Source organism: Lactobacillus amylolyticus DSM 11664 (assembly GCF_000178475.1).
GTDB classification, from domain to species: domain Bacteria; phylum Bacillota; class Bacilli; order Lactobacillales; family Lactobacillaceae; genus Lactobacillus; species Lactobacillus amylolyticus.
This window is the reverse complement of sequence record NZ_ADNY01000056.1, coordinates 33,110-50,547: the sequence shown is the minus strand read 5'-3', so window position 1 is coordinate 50,547 and position 17,438 is coordinate 33,110. Positions and strand designations below refer to the sequence as shown.

Below are 17,438 nucleotides of genomic sequence, written 5' to 3'. Positions count from 1 at the left end.
TAAAAATATATCAAACAATCAGTTTCAAAGCGATCTTTCTTTTGGCAAATGTGTAAAATAATGGAGAAATTTATAAATATGTTAAAATTTGAATGCAAAATAGAGGGGTGATTTTTTGGCAACTGAACTAATTGAAAACAAATTGAAATTCTTACCGGCCAAACCGGGATGCTATTTGATGAAAGATATTAACGGTACGGTGATTTATGTTGGCAAGTCGAAAAATTTAAAAAATCGTGTCCGTTCATATTTTAAAAGCAAGCAAGTTGGCAGAAGAGCTGAATTAGTTCGTGAAATTCGTGACTACGATATCATTACTGTTTCTACTGATAAAGAGGCCTTTCTGCTTGAAATTACTCTCATTAAAAAATATCAACCTTATTATAATGTGCAATTAAAGCAGGGAACAGGCTATCCTTATATTGAAATTACTAACGAACGTGATCCGCAAACCAAGCTGACCAGTGTGGTTCATAAGGATAAAGGCTATTATTTTGGACCGTATCCTAATGTCTATGCGGCACAGGCAACGCTTAAGTTTATTCAAAAAGTATTTCCATTGCGCCGTTGCAATGGCTATCAAGGCAGACCGTGTCTTTACTACCATATGGGACAATGTCTGGGAGCTTGTTTTAAAAAAGTGCCTGAAAAAGAATATGCAGAGCAGATCAAGAAAATAAAAAGCTTTCTAAATGGTGATATTGGCTGGGTTAAACAAGACTTAACGCAAAAGATGGAAACAGCTTCGCAACAATTAGAATTTGAACGAGCAGCGGAAATTCGTGATCAGTTAAAATATATTGAGGAAACAGTCGAAAAGCAAAAAATTATTTCTAATGACAACACTCAACGCGATATTTTTAATTTCTATGTTGATAAATCTTGGCTGTCAGTTCAAATCTTCTTTTTACGGCAGGCTAAACTATTAAGACGAGAAACAAGAATGTTTCCCTTGACTGATGCTGGTGAACCGGAAGATGAATTTGTTTCGTTTATCGTTCAGTTCTACAATCAAAGAAATCGTGTATTGCCAAAAGAAGTTTTAGTTCCCAAAGGAATTGACAATGAAGATTTATCCGAAGTCTTGCACGTGCCGGTGAGAACTCCGCAACGAGGCCAAAAGCGTGCTCTGCTTGAGATGGCTAAAGACAACGCTAAGCTAAAACTCGATGATAAATTCCGTCTGCTAGAATTAGGCAATCGTAAAACCAAAGGCGCGCAAAAAGAAATTTTTGCAGCTTTAGGTTTGCCTTACGGTCACATTATTGAAAGTTTTGACCACTCGCATATTCAGGGAGCGGATCCGGTATCGGCATTAGTAGTGTTCAAAGATGGTGAAACTGACAAGACTTCATATCGTAAATATAAATTAAAAGGTGAAGTTGAACATCAGAACGGTGGCGATGAATTGCGCAATACTCGTGAGGTAGTGCGCAGACGTTATGGCCGCTTACTAAGAGAGCATAAAAAGATGCCTGATTTAATTTTGATGGATGGTGGTCAGATTCAGGTCGAGGCTTGTGAAGACGTTTTGCGCAATGAGCTTAATCTGAACATTCCAGTTGCCGGTATGGTTAAAGATGATAAGCATAGAACCAATCACTTATTATTCGGCGATCCGATTAATGGGCAGCCGTTTAAACTAATTCCAATGGATCCAAAATCGCAGGGCTTTTATTTAATGACCAGAATTCAGGACGAAGTGCACCGTTTTGCGATCACTTTTCATAGAAGAACTCATGCTAAGAATGCTTTATCTAGTCGACTGGATTCAATTAAGGGTATCGGCCCAAAGAGTCGCAACAAGCTTTTGCGTCAATTTGGCTCAATGAAGAAAATCAAAGAGGCTTCAATTGATGAATTAAGAAATGCTGGTTTGACCCTAACCCAGGCACAATCTGTTAAATTAAGTTTGTAATCTCTGAAAGAATAGCTTATTATAGCCATTTCTGTGTTATTATATTAAAGTTAGAAAGACGGAAGGAGTTTTCACATGCCAACATTTGTAGATCAAACAAAAATTGAAGTTCAAGCCGGAAAAGGCGGAGATGGCATGGTTGCTTTCCGCCATGAAAAATTCGTCCCTAACGGCGGTCCAGCTGGTGGTGATGGCGGTCGTGGCGGCAGCATAATTTTTGTGGCTGATAGCGGCTTAAGAACATTGATGGACTTTAGATATCGGCGAAAGTTCAAGGCTGATAATGGTGAAAACGGTAGAATCAAGGCACAATATGGTCGTGCTGCCAAGGATCTTTATTTGAAAGTTCCTGTTGGTACGACAGTATATGATTTTGATACTAACGAAGTTATTGGTGATTTGGTTGAGAATGGTCAAGAGCTTGTGGTTGCTAAAGGTGGCCGCGGCGGAAGAGGAAACATCCATTTTGCTAATAGTGTTAATACTGCACCAGAAATTGCTGAAAATGGTGAGCCTGGTGAAGATCGCGTTCTGCGTTTAGAGCTGAAAATGTTGGCTGATGTCGGTTTGGTCGGCTTTCCTTCAGTGGGCAAATCAACTTTGCTGTCAGTAGTAACCAAAGCCAAACCAAAAATTGCGGCATATCAATTTACTACGTTAACGCCAAACTTGGGTATGGTAATCTTGCCTGATGGTCGCGACTTTTCAATGGCAGATTTGCCAGGATTAATTGAAGGTGCAAGTCAAGGCGTTGGCTTAGGGATGCAGTTTTTACGGCATATTGAACGTACCAAGGTTATTTTGCATTTAGTGTCAATGGATCCAAACAATGGTCGTGAGGCAATCGAAGACTATCATGTTATTAAAAAGGAATTGGCTAATTACGCCACTGACTTAACTAAAAAACGCGAATTGATCGTTGCAACGCAAATGGATATTCCTGGTGCTGATCAGAAGTATCAAGAATTTAAGGATGCATTAGCACAAGAGAAGATTGGTGAACCGGTTTATGCGATTTCCAGCGTAACTCATCAAGGCATCAATGAATTAATGCGCGATGCAGCTAACTTAGTAGAAAAAGTTGAAGAAGAACGCAGCCAAACTGAAGAAAAACCAGTGTCTGTTCAGAAGAATAAAGAATATAAATTCAAAGCACCAAAGACTAATGAGTTTACAGTTGAAAAAGTGGATGAACATGCATTTATCGTTAAAGGTGAGGGACTTGAACGATTGGTGCAAAGAATCAATTTGGATCACCAAGATGGAATTATGCTACTTGCACGTAAATTGAACAATCTTGGCGTTGATGAGGCCTTAAGAAAGGCTGGCGCAGAGAATGGCGATGATGTTGCAATTGGTGACTTTAACTTTGAATTTGTACAATAACTTGGAGAGTATTTGAGAATTTAATAATGAAAAAGAATCGGTTTATTACAGGATATTCGGGGCTCAGAGCATTAGCGGTAATTGGCGTTATTCTATATCATCTTGATCCGAATACGTTTGGTGGTGGCTATCTTGGCGTACTGATCTTTTTTGTGCTTTCAGGATATCTGGTTACTGACCATATGCTGCGGTCATATCAGGAAAAAGGTAGTTATGATAATAAACGATTTTACTCGCATCGGATTAAACGCTTATACCCGCAATTAATTGCTGTATTGTGGCTTTCCTCTGCCTGGATAGTACTTTTTCAAAGAAATTTACTGGCAAAATTAAATCAAATTGTGATCAGCAATTTGCTGAATGTTTATAATTTTTGGCAAATTTTAAATGGTCAAAGCTATTTTGAAAGATTTGTCAGTAATGAATCACCATTTACGCATTTATGGACGATGTCCATAGAAGGGCAATTTTATATTCTGTGGCCAATTGTCATCTTTTTATTAGTAAAATTTGCTCATTCTCGTAAACATATTTTTTGGATCATATTTGCCTTTTCACTGCTTTCTGCGTTAGAAATGGCAATTCTGTACCTTAGAGGGGCCGATATTAACCGAATCTATTATGGTACTGATACTCGCTTTTTCTCACTTGGACTAGGTGCTGCAATGGCAGTGATCTGGCCAGTTGAAGATTTGCGGTCATCGATTGCAAAGCGTAATAGTCGAATATTGGATCTGACAGGGTTGATTGCTTTTGTTGGCATGCTGCTCATGTTCTTCAGCAGTACAATGAACCCACAAACAGCATTTACATATTGTGGTGGAATGCTCATCTTCTCCATTTTGACGACAATTATGATTGCAATTATTGCGCATCCAGGCAGTCATTGGAATCGAATCCTTACTAATCCTGTCTTCAGTTGGATAGGTTCTCGCAGCTATGGAATATATCTGTATCAATTTCCGGTTATGATCTTCTTTGAAGATAAGATGACTGATATTGGCGATCACGCTACTCTTTATCATATTATTGAAATAATCTTGATATTGTTAATCAGCGAAGCAACTTATCGTTTGATTGAACGACCAATGGGACGAATTACGTGGCAAGGCACCAAAAATTATTTCAGTCATTTATTTGATATGAGAAATAATAATTGGTCTAAAAAAGTTATGGCCGCTTTTGTCGCTTTTGTTTTAATAATTGGCAGCATTGGAATAGCAATTTCACCAACAGCTAAAAGCGTTGACTTCAATAAAACGCAATTAGCTAAGAGAATTAAAGCCAATCGCGCAAAACAGAAAAAAGATAATCAAGCACTAATTAAAAAATTTAAAAAGACACCTAAGAAACAAAAGACAAGCAAGGTTGTTCAAAAGGCCAAAAAAGAAGCCAAAAAGCATCCAGTGAACAAGAGCTACGTTAAATATGGTATTTCTCAAGTTGATTTACAGTTGGCTCAACAAATGCCAGTAACGGCAATCGGCGATTCCGTAATGGCCAGCTCAAGCAATGACTTAAAGCAGTTAATGCCTAAGGCAATCATTGACGCTGCTGTGTAAAGGCAAATGAATGTTGCTTTTGGATTGCTAAGCAGCTATCAAAATCAAGGTGCACTTGCTGATAATGTCTTAATTGGTTTAGGAACCAACGGACCTTTCTCAATGGGTGATTTAGATCGATTGATGAATCAGGTTGGAAAAAAGCGGCATGTGTTCTGGATTAATACTCATGTACCAACTAGACAATGGCAAGATCAAGTTAATAGCTTGCTTGACCAAGCCCAAAAACATTATGATAATCTTACGGTTATTAATTGGTATAGATATTCAAAGAACCATCCAAATTGGTTCTATCAAGATAAAACTCACCCTACGCCAAAAGGATCGAAATATTATAGTGCATACATTGTAAAAACAATTGTGAAGCATGCAAAATTTTAGAATAGGAAAGTAGTTCATGGAATTACAATTTTTAGGAACTGGGGCTGGTCAGCCTTCAAAGCAGCGCAATGTTGCTGGACTGGCTTTAAAGCTATTAGACGAACTCAATGAAATTTGGTTGTTTGATATTGGTGAGGCTACACAGCATCAAATTTTAAAGACAAATATTCGTTTAAGAAAGGTAACCAAAATATTTATTTCACATAATCATGGAGATCATATCTTTGGGTTGCCCGGCTTGCTAGCCACGCGTTCTTTTCAAGGGGATGTAGGACCGTTAACAATTTATGGACCACCAGGTTTAGAGCAATTCGTTAAAACATCATTGCGCGTTTCACGTACTAAAGTTTCTTATCCAATAAAATTCGTTGAGTTAACTGAGGGCGGACTGATTTATCAAGGAAAAGATTTTAGAGTTTATACAGAAAAATTAGATCACCGAGTTCCGAGTTTCGGTTATCGTATTGTCGAAAACTCTCGGCCTGGTGAGCTTTTGATGAATAAACTTGCGAAATATCATATTCCAAATGGACCTTTATATGGTAAATTAAAGGCGGGCGAGCAAATCGCTTTGGCAGACGGTACTATTTTGAATGGAAAAGACTTCTTGGGACCAGCAAGACCCGGAAGAATTGTAACAATCATATACGATACTCGTTCAACCCCTAATATTGCCAAATTGGCGCAAAATGCGGATGTATTGGTTCATGAATCAACATTTGCTGGCAATGAAGCCAAGTTGGCTCATTCATATTACCATTCAACTTCTGTTGAAGCAGCGCAAGTTGCCCGTGATAATGGCGTAAAGAAATTGTGTTTAGACCATATTTCAGCCAGATATTTGGGCAATAAGGCTAAGCGTTTAGAAAAACAAGCTAAGAAAGTTTTTCCTAATACAATATTAGTTAATGATTTGGATCAAATTAATATTCAAATGAAAGGAACAAATTAAGATGAGTAATTCTTTAAGAAATAAGGTAGTCGTAATCACAGGTGCTTCTAGCGGCATTGGACGTTCAATTGTGCTAGAGAGTGCCGGACGTGGTGCAACAGTTATTTTAATTGCACGAAACGAAGGCAAACTAAATGAAATTGCTTCTGAAGCTAAAGAATTATCAGGAACTGATGCATATGTTTTCCCAACTGATATAGGTAAGGCAGATGAAATCAAAGCAACCTTTAAGAAAATTATTGCCAGCGTCCAACATATTGATTTCTTGGTAAATTGTGCCGGTTTTGGCAAGTTTGAAACCTTTATGGACAGTGATATGCAAGATGCCACCAATATGTTCCAAGTAAATGTTCTCGGACTGATGTACTTTACTCGTTTGGTAGGTCGGGTAATGATGGAAGAAAAGACTGGTCAAATTATTAACTTTGGTTCAATTGCCGGTAAAATTCCAACAACCAAATCTGCAGCTTATAGTGCATCCAAGGCTGCAGTGATTCAATTTTCAAATGTATTGCGCTTAGAATTGAAGCCATTTGGCGTTAAAGTTATGACGGTCAACCCAGGCCCTGTTTATACCAATTTCTTTAATATTGCTGACAAGACCGGTAATTACGTCAAAAATGTTCAAGCATTCATGCTTGATCCTAATGATGTTGCTTGGCAAGTTGTTCACTACTTCGGTAGCGATAAGCGGGAATTGAATTTGCCGATTAGCTTGGCAATTGCAGCAAAATTCTATAATTTGTTCCCAACGATAGGTGATATTATTTCACTCAAAGTGGCTTCTAGAAAGTAAGAAAATGAAATTGAAGAATAAACGACAGATAAATTTGATTATTAGTTTAATTTTAGCTTTATTAGCAGTAATTTTCGTTGTTTTAAATACAAAGCTAGTAGAAATCAATTTTGGATTGTTTTCATTTAAATTACCGTTGATTATTGTCTTAGTGGTGATGATTATCATCGGTGTTTTGCTAGGTTATTTTTTAGGACATGATCAGCAAATTACTAAGAAGAAAAATTAATAATCTTGATTTATCAGTGATTCAATAGTATCATTGAAGCATATGAGTGATTAGGCTCACTTTTTAGTGTGGTCGAAGCTTAAGTCTACAATAAAGGAGATCAAAATCAATGGCAGTTCCAGCAAGACATACTTCTAAACAAAAGAAACGTTCTCGTCGTGGTCATATTAAGTTAACTGTCCCAGCAATGCACTATGATGCAACTACTGGTGAATACCGTTTAAGCCACCGCGTTTCACCTAAGGGTTATTACAAGGGTCGTCAAGTTGTTAACAAGAACAGCGAAAGCGACAATAAGTAATTAAAGGACACCGGTTTGTGGTGTCTTTTTTTATGCCTAAATTCGAAGGGAAAATTATGAAATTAGTGTTTTTACATTCAAGTGATACCCATGGCTTTTTATTGCCGACAGACTATCAGAATAAAAACAATTATGAAGCGCCTTTTAGTTTGAGTCGAGTAAGTACTGCTATTAAGACTGAAAAAAATAAATTCGGCGCAGATCATGTTGTGGTGACAGATGCCGGAGATTGCTTGCAAGGATCTCCACTTGCTTCGTATGCACATTCTACTGGTGATTACCGGGACTTGGTAATTTTTACCGAAGCCTACAATAAAGTAGGCTACGATGCACGTTGTCTAGGAAACCACGACTTTAATTTTGGACAAGATTATTTAACCTATTATATCGATAACAATAAAGCACCAATCATCAATGACAATATTTTGGATGCAGAAACCAATGTACCAGCTTTTGGCAAAGAATATCAAATTATTGAAAAAAGTGGAATTAAGATTGGTATTTTAGGAATTACAACTCAATATATTCCGCACTGGGAACCTAAAGAAAACATTGCTGGGTTAAAATTTATTTCTGCTTATGAACAGATAAAGCATTATACAAAAATCTTAAAACCAAAAGTAGATATTTTGGCAGTAATATATCATGGCGGCTTTGAGAGCGATCCTGTAACTGGTGAAGTGACAGAACCACATCGTGGAGAGAACGAAGGCTATAAGATTTTAACCGAAATCCCGGAAGTAGATGTCTTTTTGACAGGACACCAACACCGCCGGTTAAATGTGGTATCAAAAAATACCGCAATTGTTCAACCAGGTTATCGTGGAGAAGCTATTGCGGAAGTTATGCTTGATATTGATGAAAAAACAAAAAAGATCAATAGCATGTCTACTAGATTAATTGATACTAAAGATTATGAACCTGATCCAGAAATTGTGGAGCTTGTTCATAATTTAGACGAACGAACTCAAAAATGGTTAGACCAGCCAATTGCTAATTTGAGTGAACCTGCACCGATTGAAGATGCAATGAAAGGGCGTTTGCAAGGAGCCCCATTTATTAATTTGCTGCAGCAAATGCAGCTTTGGTTTACCAAGGCAGATGTGTCTGCTACTGCTGTTATGAGTGAGAAGGCTAAGGGATTCGGCAAAGAAGTTACAATGCGTGATGTTTTGCTCAATTATCCTTATGCCAATCAGCTTTGTCGCGTAAAACTAACCGGTAAACAGCTGCGTCATATTATTGAACATAGTGCAAGTTTCCTAAAAAAGGATACTGATGGCAAAATCAAATTCCTTGATCGCTGGATCAAACCTAAGCCATTGCTGTATCATTTTGATGTCTTTTATCCAATCGAATACGAAGCAGATATTTCTAAACCAGCCGGTGAACGTTTAACTAAGCTTGTTTTAAATGGCAAGCCGATCGAAGATAATAAGATTTATCATTTAGCAGTCAACAATTATCGTGCAATGGGTGGCGGTTTCTATCCAGAATACAGCATGGATAAAATTGAATTTACGCTGGATAAAGATTATGTTCAAATGTTTTCGGAATATTTAACTCATGGGTCGATTAAAGTAGATACAAAACATAATTATCGTTTTTACTAAAAAATAAACCGTTAGTCATCTGACTAACGGTTTATTTTTTATTCTACTTAAGATTTGAAAACTTGCTTTTGTCTTTATGTGAATGAGCAGTGATGGTTGGAATAATTGCTGCAAAGAGGATACCAAAGACAACTCCAATAATAAGAGCTTCTTTTGGATTAAAAGCACTTTGGGTTAAAGGAGCAGCAATAAAGCCAATAACCATCATGTAAATAACGCTCCATACAATAGTTACGATATAGCGACCCATAATCATTCCTTCTTTCATCTCACGATTTTATCAAAAATAAAGAATGTTTTCAATCCATTAATTTAAAGGTGATTTGCTATACTATTTATAAAAGAACAGGAGGCCAAACAATGAAAATTGCAGCATTGCAAAATCTAAGTGCTTTTTCTTTGCTGGAAAGTCCAACTAGAGTTAAAGATTTGCTTACGACTGCCAAAAAAAGAAATTATGGTGCCGTTGCTTTAACAGATATCAACGTGACTTATGGATTGGTCAATTTTTTTGAGTTGGCTAAAGAGGTCGGCATTAAAGCTCTGCTGGGGATGCAAATCAGAATCAATGGTTTGATCGATCCTACTTCAAAATATGATTTGATTGCAATCGCCAAAAGCAATGCTGGCTACCATAATTTGTTACGCCTTTCTAGTGCAATCAATTTGCTGACAGATAATGGTAACAATAATAAAATTCTTACTCTAAAAGAATTGACTAAGTATTTAGATGAAATGGTTATAATTGTCCCGGCTAATCAGCATAGTGAGCTGGTAATGCTTTCGCAGCGTAATGATCAGTTGGGAGCCGATTTTGTTCGTGAATTAAAAGAGATTGTTCCTGCCACAAGTCAGCTATATTTAGGCGTTTACGCAAGCAAGAATCAAAATAATTACATTGATTATATTCAGTCTTTAGCAAAGCAATTTGCTTTACCTCTTGTTGCGACTGAAGATTGTCAGTATTTAAATCCGCAAGATCACTTTTTGCGTAAAACTTTGCAGGCAATAAAACAAGGGGATAAGCTGCAAGATATCGTTCCCCTTTCTAAACAAACAGGATCGCATTATTTGGCAGAGGGAGAAGAGCTTTTTTCTCGCTATCACGATTTCTACCTAGATCAAGCCTTGAATAATACTTGGAAAATCGCAGAAGAATGTAATGCTGAAGTGATTTTTCAAAAGCCAGTTCTGCCAAAATATCATCAAGATAAATTCGCTAGTTCGAAAGAGTATTTGCTTTATTTGGCTCAGAATGGCTTAAAGGCACGTTTTAAGGGTAAAAACGTCCCAGAAGCTTATCAAAAACGGTTGCGTTATGAGCTAGATGTAATAAATCGCATGGGTTTTGATGATTATTTTTTAATCGTTTGGGATGTAATCAATTATTGCCATAGAGTTGGCATTACTACTGGTCCCGGACGTGGGTCAGCATGTGGTTCTTTAGTTTCCTATGCCTTAAGAATTACCGAAGTCGATCCGCTAGAATATCATCTTCTTTTTGAAAGATTTTTAAATCCAGCTCGACATGAAATGCCTGATATTGACTTGGATATCCCCGATATTAGGAGAGACGATGTCATAAAATATATGTATCGTAAATATGGGATGGATCATGCAGCTCAAATTTTAACTTTTGGTACCTTGGCGGCAAAACAAGCGCTGCGGGATACTGGTCGCGTTTTTGGATTAAGTGTGGTTGAACTTAATAAATGGGCTGACGCTGTTCCATATTCAAAAGGAAAAATCACATTGAATGAAGCCTATCAGGAGTCTCGCCAGACGCGCTTGATTGTTGATTCAACATCTGAGAATAAGCTTCTTTTTCAAACGGCACGCGCTTTGGAAGGGTTGCCGCGCCATTATTCGATTCATGCGGCCGGATTAGTAATCAGTGATAATTCGATTGCCAGCATTTCAGGCTTGCAAGCCGGTCAATTGGGGATTCCTGTAACACAGCAAACCAAAAAATATGTTGAATCATTAGGTTTGTTAAAAATTGACTTTTTGGGTTTACGCAATCTAACCATTTTAGGCAATACCTTAGCTTTAATTAAAAGTCAGGGAATAAATATCGATCCCAACAAAATTCCGTTAAACGATGCAAAGACTTTAGAATTGTTTCGTACAGGTAAAACTGATGCTGTCTTTCAATTTGAATCTGAAGGCATTAGAAAAGTTCTTCGAAAGCTGTCACCTGATAATTTTGAGGATTTAGTTGCGGTTAATGCCCTTTACCGTCCAGGTCCAATGCAGAACATAGATACTTTTATTGCACGTAAAAAAGGGGAGCAAGCTATTGTTTATCCGGATCCAAGCTTGAAGCAAATTCTAGCTCCTACTTATGGCATCTTGGTTTATCAGGAACAGGTCATGCAGACTGCTCAAATCTTAGCAGGCTTTAGTTTAGGCGAGGCTGACCTTCTTCGCAGAGCCATGTCAAAGAAAAATCAAGCATTGATTGGACAAGAAAAAGCGAAGTTCATTGAAGGGACAATTCAAAAAGGTCACTCTAAGCAAGTAGGTGAACGCGTTTATCAATATATTGAGCAATTTGCCAACTATGGCTTTAACAGGTCGCACGCTGTCGCTTATACCAAAATTGCTTATTGGTTAGCCTATTTAAAGGTTCATTATCCAGCTGCTTTTTATACTGCATTGCTGAATTCTTCAGGGGCAAGCAAATTAAAGGCCCAAAATTATATCATGCAGGCGCAAGAAGCAGGAATTAGAATTTTGCCACCAGACATCAATCAAAGCGGTTTAGATTTTAAACTGCTAAAAGGACAAATTTTAGTGGGGTTAAAGGCAATCAAGGGACTGCGAAATGATTTTACGAAAAGCATTGTTCAGCTAAAAAAGCCGATAAAATCACTTGATGATTTTTTACGTAAGATTGAGCTGAAATATTTGCAGTTAGATCCAATTAGAGCGCTGATCATGGCAGGCTGTTTTGATCATTTAAATGATAATCGCAATGAATTGCTGGTAAATTGCAAAGAAATGATTGAAAATGTGCAATTAACGGGGCAAAATCTTTCACTGTCCGAACTTCTTGGGGATGCACCGATCAAGAAAGCAGCGGCTCCAACAAGCAGTCAACGCGCTGATATGGAAGAAAAAGTGTTGGGATTTTCTACCACAACTACACCATTGATCGTCGTTCAAAAGTATGCGCAAAAATTTAACGCTAAGGCCTTGAATCAAGTTGATATCAATGAAAACAGTGTCTGTGTTGGAAAGTTAATGAAATTAAAATTAATTAGAACCAAGAAAGGACAAACAATGGCTTTTGCCAGCTTTGCAGATTCAAGCAGTCAGCAGGAAGTTACGATTTTTCCGCGAATTTATGATCAAATACATTCAGTACTTAAAGAGGGCGACATTTATTTGCTGGGTGTAAAGTGTCAGGGCGATCGTTACAATTCTAGCAAAAAGCAATATTTGTTAACTAACTTGAAACGCGTGAACTTTAAAGAATAAATAAAATTTTTACCCTATTGTCAGTGGTGTAAGCGCTGTTATTTAAATTTACCATTAATTCAACAAATAAAAGGATTTTTTATGAGATTTTTAGCTCGAAAAATGGTAAGATTTAGTTGATGTGAGAAATTACACAAATAATCATGATGAGGTGAATTCATGAAACGGATTGGTATTTTAACTAGTGGTGGCGACGCCCCTGGTATGAATGCAGCAATCAGAGCGGTTACTAAGACTGCAATCCATCACGGACTTGAAGTAATGGGTATTCGTTATGGTTTTGCTGGCTTGGTTGCAGGTGACTTCGTTCCGCTTACTGCGGAAGACGTGGACCATACGATCAACCAAGGTGGTACTTTCTTGTATTCTGCACGTTATCCTGAATTTGCACAAGAAAATGTGCAAAAGAAGGGTGCAGAGCAATTAAGAAAGCACGGTATTGATGCTGTTATCGTTATTGGCGGTGACGGATCTTACCACGGTGCTTTAGCTTTAACACGTCTTGGTATTAATTCAGTTGGTTTGCCAGGAACTATTGATAATGACATTCCTTATACTGAATATACTATCGGTTATGATTCTGCCTGTCGTACTGCTATGGACGCAATCGATAAGATTCGTGACACAGCAAGCAGTCACCACCGCGTGTTCATTGTTAATGTAATGGGCCGTGAATGCGGCGACATTGCAATGCGTGTTGGTGTAGCTAGTGGAGCTGATGCAATCGTTGTTCCTGAACGTGACTATGATATCAAGAAGATTGCTAAGACTCTTAAGCAAGGCTTTGCTGATGGCAAAGACCATGGTCTTGTTGTATTAGCTGAAGGTGTTATGAGTGCTGATGACTTCAGAAAAGAACTTTTGAAGTACGGTGACTTTGACGCTCGTGCTAATGTACTTGGCCATATGCAACGTGGTGGTTCGCCAACTGTCGCAGATAGAGTAAATGCTACTAAGATGGGTAATTATGCTGTTAACTTACTTCTTGATGGTAAAGGCGGGTTAGCTGTCGGCATGGAGAATGGTAAGTTAAATACCCACGACATTCTTGATCTGTTTGATGGTAAACATGAAGGCGACTACTCACTGTTGGATGTTAATGAAGAAATGACTAAAGATTAGTCGATTTTTTGGAGAGGATTTTTTAAATAATGAAGAAAACTAAGATTGTTAGTACTTTAGGGCCAGCTTCAAACGATATTGAAACTATTACCGCTTTAGCAAAAGCTGGTGCAAACGTATTCCGTTTCAACTTCTCACACGGTGATCACGCAGAACACTTGGCACGTATGAAGATGGTTCGTCAAGTGGAAAAGGATACTGGCATGCTTCTTGGTATCGACCTTGATACTAAGGGTGCTGAAATCAGAACCACCGAACAAGAAGGCGGCAAGTTCACTATTAACACTGGTGACAAGATCCGTATTTCTATGGATGATACCAAGAAAGGTAACAAGGACATGATCCACGTTACCTACGAAGGTTTGTACGATGATACCCATGTTGGTGGTCACGTATTGATCGATGATGGTTTGGTTGACCTTTTGATCAAGGAAAAGGATGATGCTAAGAGAGAACTTGTTTGTGAAGCTCAAAACACTGGTGTCATCGGTTCAAAGAAGGGTGTTAACGCACCAGGTGTTGAAATCCGCCTTCCAGGTATCACTGAAAAGGATACTAACGATATTAAGTTTGGTTTACAACACGGTATTAACTTCATTACTGCTTCATTTGCACGTAAGGCTCAAGATATCTTAGATATCCGTAAGCTTTGTGAAGAAGCAGGTGCTGACTACGTTAAGATCTTCCCTAAGATTGAATCTCAAGAAGGTATTGACAACGCAGACGAAATCTTACAAGTTTCAGATGGTTTGATGGTTGCTCGTGGTGACATGGGTGTTGAAATTCCATTCATGGAAGTTCCATTTGTACAAAAGGACCTGATCAAGAAAGCTAATGCGCTTGGTAAGCCAGTTATCACTGCTACTCAAATGCTTGACTCAATGCAAGAAAATCCACGTCCAACTCGTGCCGAAGTTTCTGACGTTGCTAACGCTGTTCTTGATGGTACTGACGCAACTATGCTTTCAGGTGAATCAGCAAATGGTTTGTACCCAGTTAAAGCTGTTAAGGCTATGGCTGAAATTGACGAACGTACTGAAAAGGAATTGCTTAAGCGTAACACTTTAGCTCTTCAAAGATTCGAAGAATACAAGGGCTCAAACGTTACTGAAGCTATTGGTGAATCAGTTGTACGTACTGCTCAAGAATTGGGCGTTAAGACTATCATCGCAGCAACTAAGTCAGGTTACACTGCTCGTATGATTTCTAAGTACCGTCCAAATGCAGACATTATTGCTATGACCTTTGACGAAAAGATCCAACACTCATTGGGTATCGTTTGGGGCGTAATTCCTGTATTGACTAGAAAACCTAAGTCAACTGATGACATGTTCGAAATGGCTGCTAAAGTTGCTAAGGAAAAGGGCTTAGTTAAGAATGGCGACCTTGTAATTATCGTTGCTGGTGTTCCAGTTGGTGAATCTGGTACTACTAACGTAATGAAGTTACAAATCATTGGTAACAAGCTTGCACAAGGTTTAGGTGTAGGTAATGGCTCAGTTGTTGGTAAGGCTGTAGTTGCTAACTCAGCTGAAGAAGCTAACAGCAAAGTTAAGGAAGGCGACATCTTAGTTTCTAAGGTAACTGACCCTGACTACATGCCAGCTATTAAGAAGGCTTCAGGCTTAGTTGTTGAAGCTTCTGGTTTGACTTCACATGCCGCAGTTGTTGGTTTGTCATTAGGTATCCCAGTTGTTGTTGGTACTACTGATGCAACTGATAAGATTTCTGATGGTACTACTATCACTGTTGATGCACGTCGTGGTGCTATTTACCAAGGTGAAATCTCAAACCTTTAATCAATTAAGATTAATTAAAAAGTAAATAAAATAGTCAGCTAGCGCGGCTGGCTATTTTATTTTGCCCAAATTTTGGGTATACTGGTAAAAGGAATATGTAAAGTAGGAGATTAATATGCTTGGAACTATTCAAACTGGAAAAGTAACCGACCAAAATGAAAATGCATTTTTTGTCCAAATTGATGGAATTACTTATGAATTAAAAAAACATGAGCTAACTCAGGATGAAATTCCTAAAGTTGGCGATCAAGTCACAGGTTTTATTTATGATAATAAGAATCATGAACGTGAAATGACGCAATTTTTGCCTTTCGCTGGTCCAGATCAATATGGCTGGGGCAAGGTAACCGAAGTTCGTTATGGTTTAGGAGTTTTCGTTGATGTAGGCTTACCAGATAAAGACATCGTTGTTTCTATGGATGATTTGCCACTGGATAAAGAAAGGTGGCCTCGAAAAGACGATCGTCTTTTAGTTCGTCTTGAAACTGACAAAAAAGAACGAATTTGGGCAAAACTAGCAGATGAAAATATTTTCGAACAATTGTCTGCAAGTTTTCCAAACAATATGAACAACAAAAATGTATTTGCGACTGTTTACTCAAGTAGAGAAATAGGTGCATTCGTTTTAACGAATGAATATTATCTTGGATTTGTTCCTGAATCACAAATGGGTAGGACTTTGCACTTAGGTGAGCAATTTAAAGGTCGGGTAATTGGCATCAGTCAGTACGGTCGACTTAATTTAAGCAATTTGCCGCGTGCCTTTGAAGAAATCGATGATGATGCACAAATGATTTTGATGAGTTTGCGTCGTAAAGAGACCAAAACTTTACCGTTTTATGATAAGTCAGACGCTCAAGAAATTAAGAACTATTTTGGCATTTCAAAATCAGCATTTAAACGTGCATTGGGCCACTTATTAAAGGCAAAATTGGTTGTTGAAGATAAAGAAAACGGAACTATTACTTTAATTAAAGATCCTGAACAAAAAGATGACTAAATTAAATGATCAAATTGAAGATTATCTGCGTTTTGGACAAATTGAACGTGGATTAAGCGAAAATACGATAACTGCGTACAGACAGGATTTGACAGAGTTTTTAAATTTCTTGCAACAGGAAAAAATAGATTCTTGGCCGACTGAGGCAGTCGAAATAGATGCTTTTTTAGCAAGGCAAAAAGATTTAAATAAAGCTTCAAGTTCGATCAGTCGTATGATTTCTAGTTTACGCAAGTTTTATCAGTGGCTTGCTAGACAAAATATTCAAAAATTAAATCCAATGATTGAAATTGATTCTCCTAAAAAGCAGCGGCGTTTGCCAGTTGCTTTAACACAAGATGAAATGGATCGTCTGTTAGCTGCCCCAAACGTTGAGAAAAAGTTGGGTCTGCGTGACCGCGCATTATTAGAAATGATGTATGCAACTGGAATGCGGGTTAGCGAAGTAATCAATTTACAGCTAGAAGATGTTCATCCAGATTTGAAATTGATCAAGGTGTTTGGCAAGGGGTCAAAAGAACGTCTGGTTCCTGTAAGCAACATTGCTTTGGATTGGCTTGCAAAATATGAAAAAGAAGTTCGTGAATCTTTAGTTCTAAAACAAGGAAGAAATACAGAATTTGTCTTTTTAAATAATCGAGGTGGTTCTTTAACCCGTCAAGCTGTATGGCAAATTATTAAACACTACTGCCAGCTTGCAAATATCAATAAGGACGTTACTCCTCATACTTTAAGACATACTTTTGCTACGCACTTATTAGAAAATGGTGCGGATTTAAGGGTTGTTCAAGAAATATTAGGTCACTCCGATATCAGTACGACTCAGATATATACTAATTTGACACAAAAACATATTCTTGAGGTGTACATAGAAACACATCCAAGGGCTTAGGTGA

General features: G+C 37.9%; 13 protein-coding genes and 1 pseudogene. 13 read left to right on the top strand and 1 reads right to left on the bottom strand.

Annotated features, from left to right (window positions below):
- Positions 1–115: 115 nt before the first annotated feature.
- From uvrC to HMPREF0493_RS06530, 8 genes and pseudogenes are all read left to right on the top strand, one after another.
- The gene (gene uvrC, locus HMPREF0493_RS06565) at positions 116–1,918 is read left to right on the top strand and encodes an excinuclease ABC subunit UvrC (RefSeq protein ID WP_006352561.1); all 1,803 of its coding nucleotides are present in this window, start codon (positions 116–118) and stop codon (positions 1,916–1,918) included.
- A 75-nt stretch (positions 1,919–1,993) separates the two neighbouring features.
- Entirely contained in the window at positions 1,994–3,304 is a 1,311-nt protein-coding gene (obgE, locus tag HMPREF0493_RS06560) for a GTPase ObgE (RefSeq protein ID WP_006352560.1), read from the top strand.
- A gap of 26 nt (positions 3,305–3,330) precedes the next feature.
- Positions 3,331–5,247 (top strand): annotated as a pseudogene (locus HMPREF0493_RS06555) (acyltransferase family protein).
- Positions 5,248–5,263: 16 nt separating this feature from the next.
- Entirely contained in the window at positions 5,264–6,199 is a 936-nt protein-coding gene (gene rnz / locus HMPREF0493_RS06550; protein WP_006352557.1) for a ribonuclease Z, read from the top strand.
- Between the two features lies 1 nt (position 6,200).
- A complete protein-coding gene (locus HMPREF0493_RS06545) occupies positions 6,201–6,995 on the top strand; it encodes an SDR family NAD(P)-dependent oxidoreductase (protein WP_006352556.1) in 795 nt (264 codons plus the stop codon).
- Positions 6,996–6,999: 4 nt separating this feature from the next.
- Positions 7,000–7,224, top strand: coding sequence for a lipopolysaccharide assembly protein LapA domain-containing protein (locus HMPREF0493_RS06540; RefSeq protein WP_006352555.1), 225 nt, complete (start codon positions 7,000–7,002; stop codon positions 7,222–7,224).
- Between the two features lie 109 nt (positions 7,225–7,333).
- Entirely contained in the window at positions 7,334–7,525 is a 192-nt protein-coding gene (gene rpmF / locus HMPREF0493_RS06535) for a 50S ribosomal protein L32 (protein WP_006352554.1), read from the top strand.
- Between the two features lie 56 nt (positions 7,526–7,581).
- A complete protein-coding gene (locus HMPREF0493_RS06530; protein ID WP_040457362.1) occupies positions 7,582–9,138 on the top strand; it encodes a bifunctional metallophosphatase/5'-nucleotidase in 1,557 nt (518 codons plus the stop codon).
- 43 nt (positions 9,139–9,181) lie between these two features.
- Here HMPREF0493_RS06530 and HMPREF0493_RS06525 read toward each other — a convergent pair whose 3' ends face one another.
- Positions 9,182–9,388 carry a YjzD family protein gene (locus tag HMPREF0493_RS06525; RefSeq protein WP_040457360.1) on the bottom strand — a complete coding sequence of 69 codons (207 nt, stop codon included), beginning with the start codon at positions 9,386–9,388 and terminating at the stop codon, positions 9,182–9,184.
- Positions 9,389–9,498: 110 nt separating this feature from the next.
- Here HMPREF0493_RS06525 and HMPREF0493_RS06520 point away from each other — a divergent pair, with 110 nt between their 5' ends.
- The 5 genes from HMPREF0493_RS06520 (at position 9,499) to xerD (ending at position 17,434) form a co-directional block, all read left to right on the top strand.
- Positions 9,499–12,621: a DNA polymerase III subunit alpha gene (locus HMPREF0493_RS06520; protein ID WP_006352551.1), complete on the top strand. Its 3,123-nt coding sequence runs from the start codon at positions 9,499–9,501 to the stop codon at positions 12,619–12,621.
- Positions 12,622–12,780: 159 nt separating this feature from the next.
- On the top strand, positions 12,781–13,743 hold the full coding sequence (gene pfkA, locus HMPREF0493_RS06515; RefSeq protein WP_006352550.1) for a 6-phosphofructokinase: 963 nt from the start codon (positions 12,781–12,783) through the stop codon (positions 13,741–13,743).
- Between the two features lie 29 nt (positions 13,744–13,772).
- On the top strand, positions 13,773–15,542 hold the full coding sequence (pyk, locus tag HMPREF0493_RS06510; protein ID WP_006352549.1) for a pyruvate kinase: 1,770 nt from the start codon (positions 13,773–13,775) through the stop codon (positions 15,540–15,542).
- Between the two features lie 115 nt (positions 15,543–15,657).
- Positions 15,658–16,542: a CvfB family protein gene (locus tag HMPREF0493_RS06505; protein WP_006352548.1), complete on the top strand. Its 885-nt coding sequence runs from the start codon at positions 15,658–15,660 to the stop codon at positions 16,540–16,542.
- On the top strand, positions 16,535–17,434 hold the full coding sequence (gene xerD, locus HMPREF0493_RS06500; protein WP_006352547.1) for a site-specific tyrosine recombinase XerD: 900 nt from the start codon (positions 16,535–16,537) through the stop codon (positions 17,432–17,434). The genes HMPREF0493_RS06505 and xerD overlap by 8 nt, the downstream gene beginning before the upstream one ends.
- Positions 17,435–17,438 lie beyond the last annotated feature (4 nt).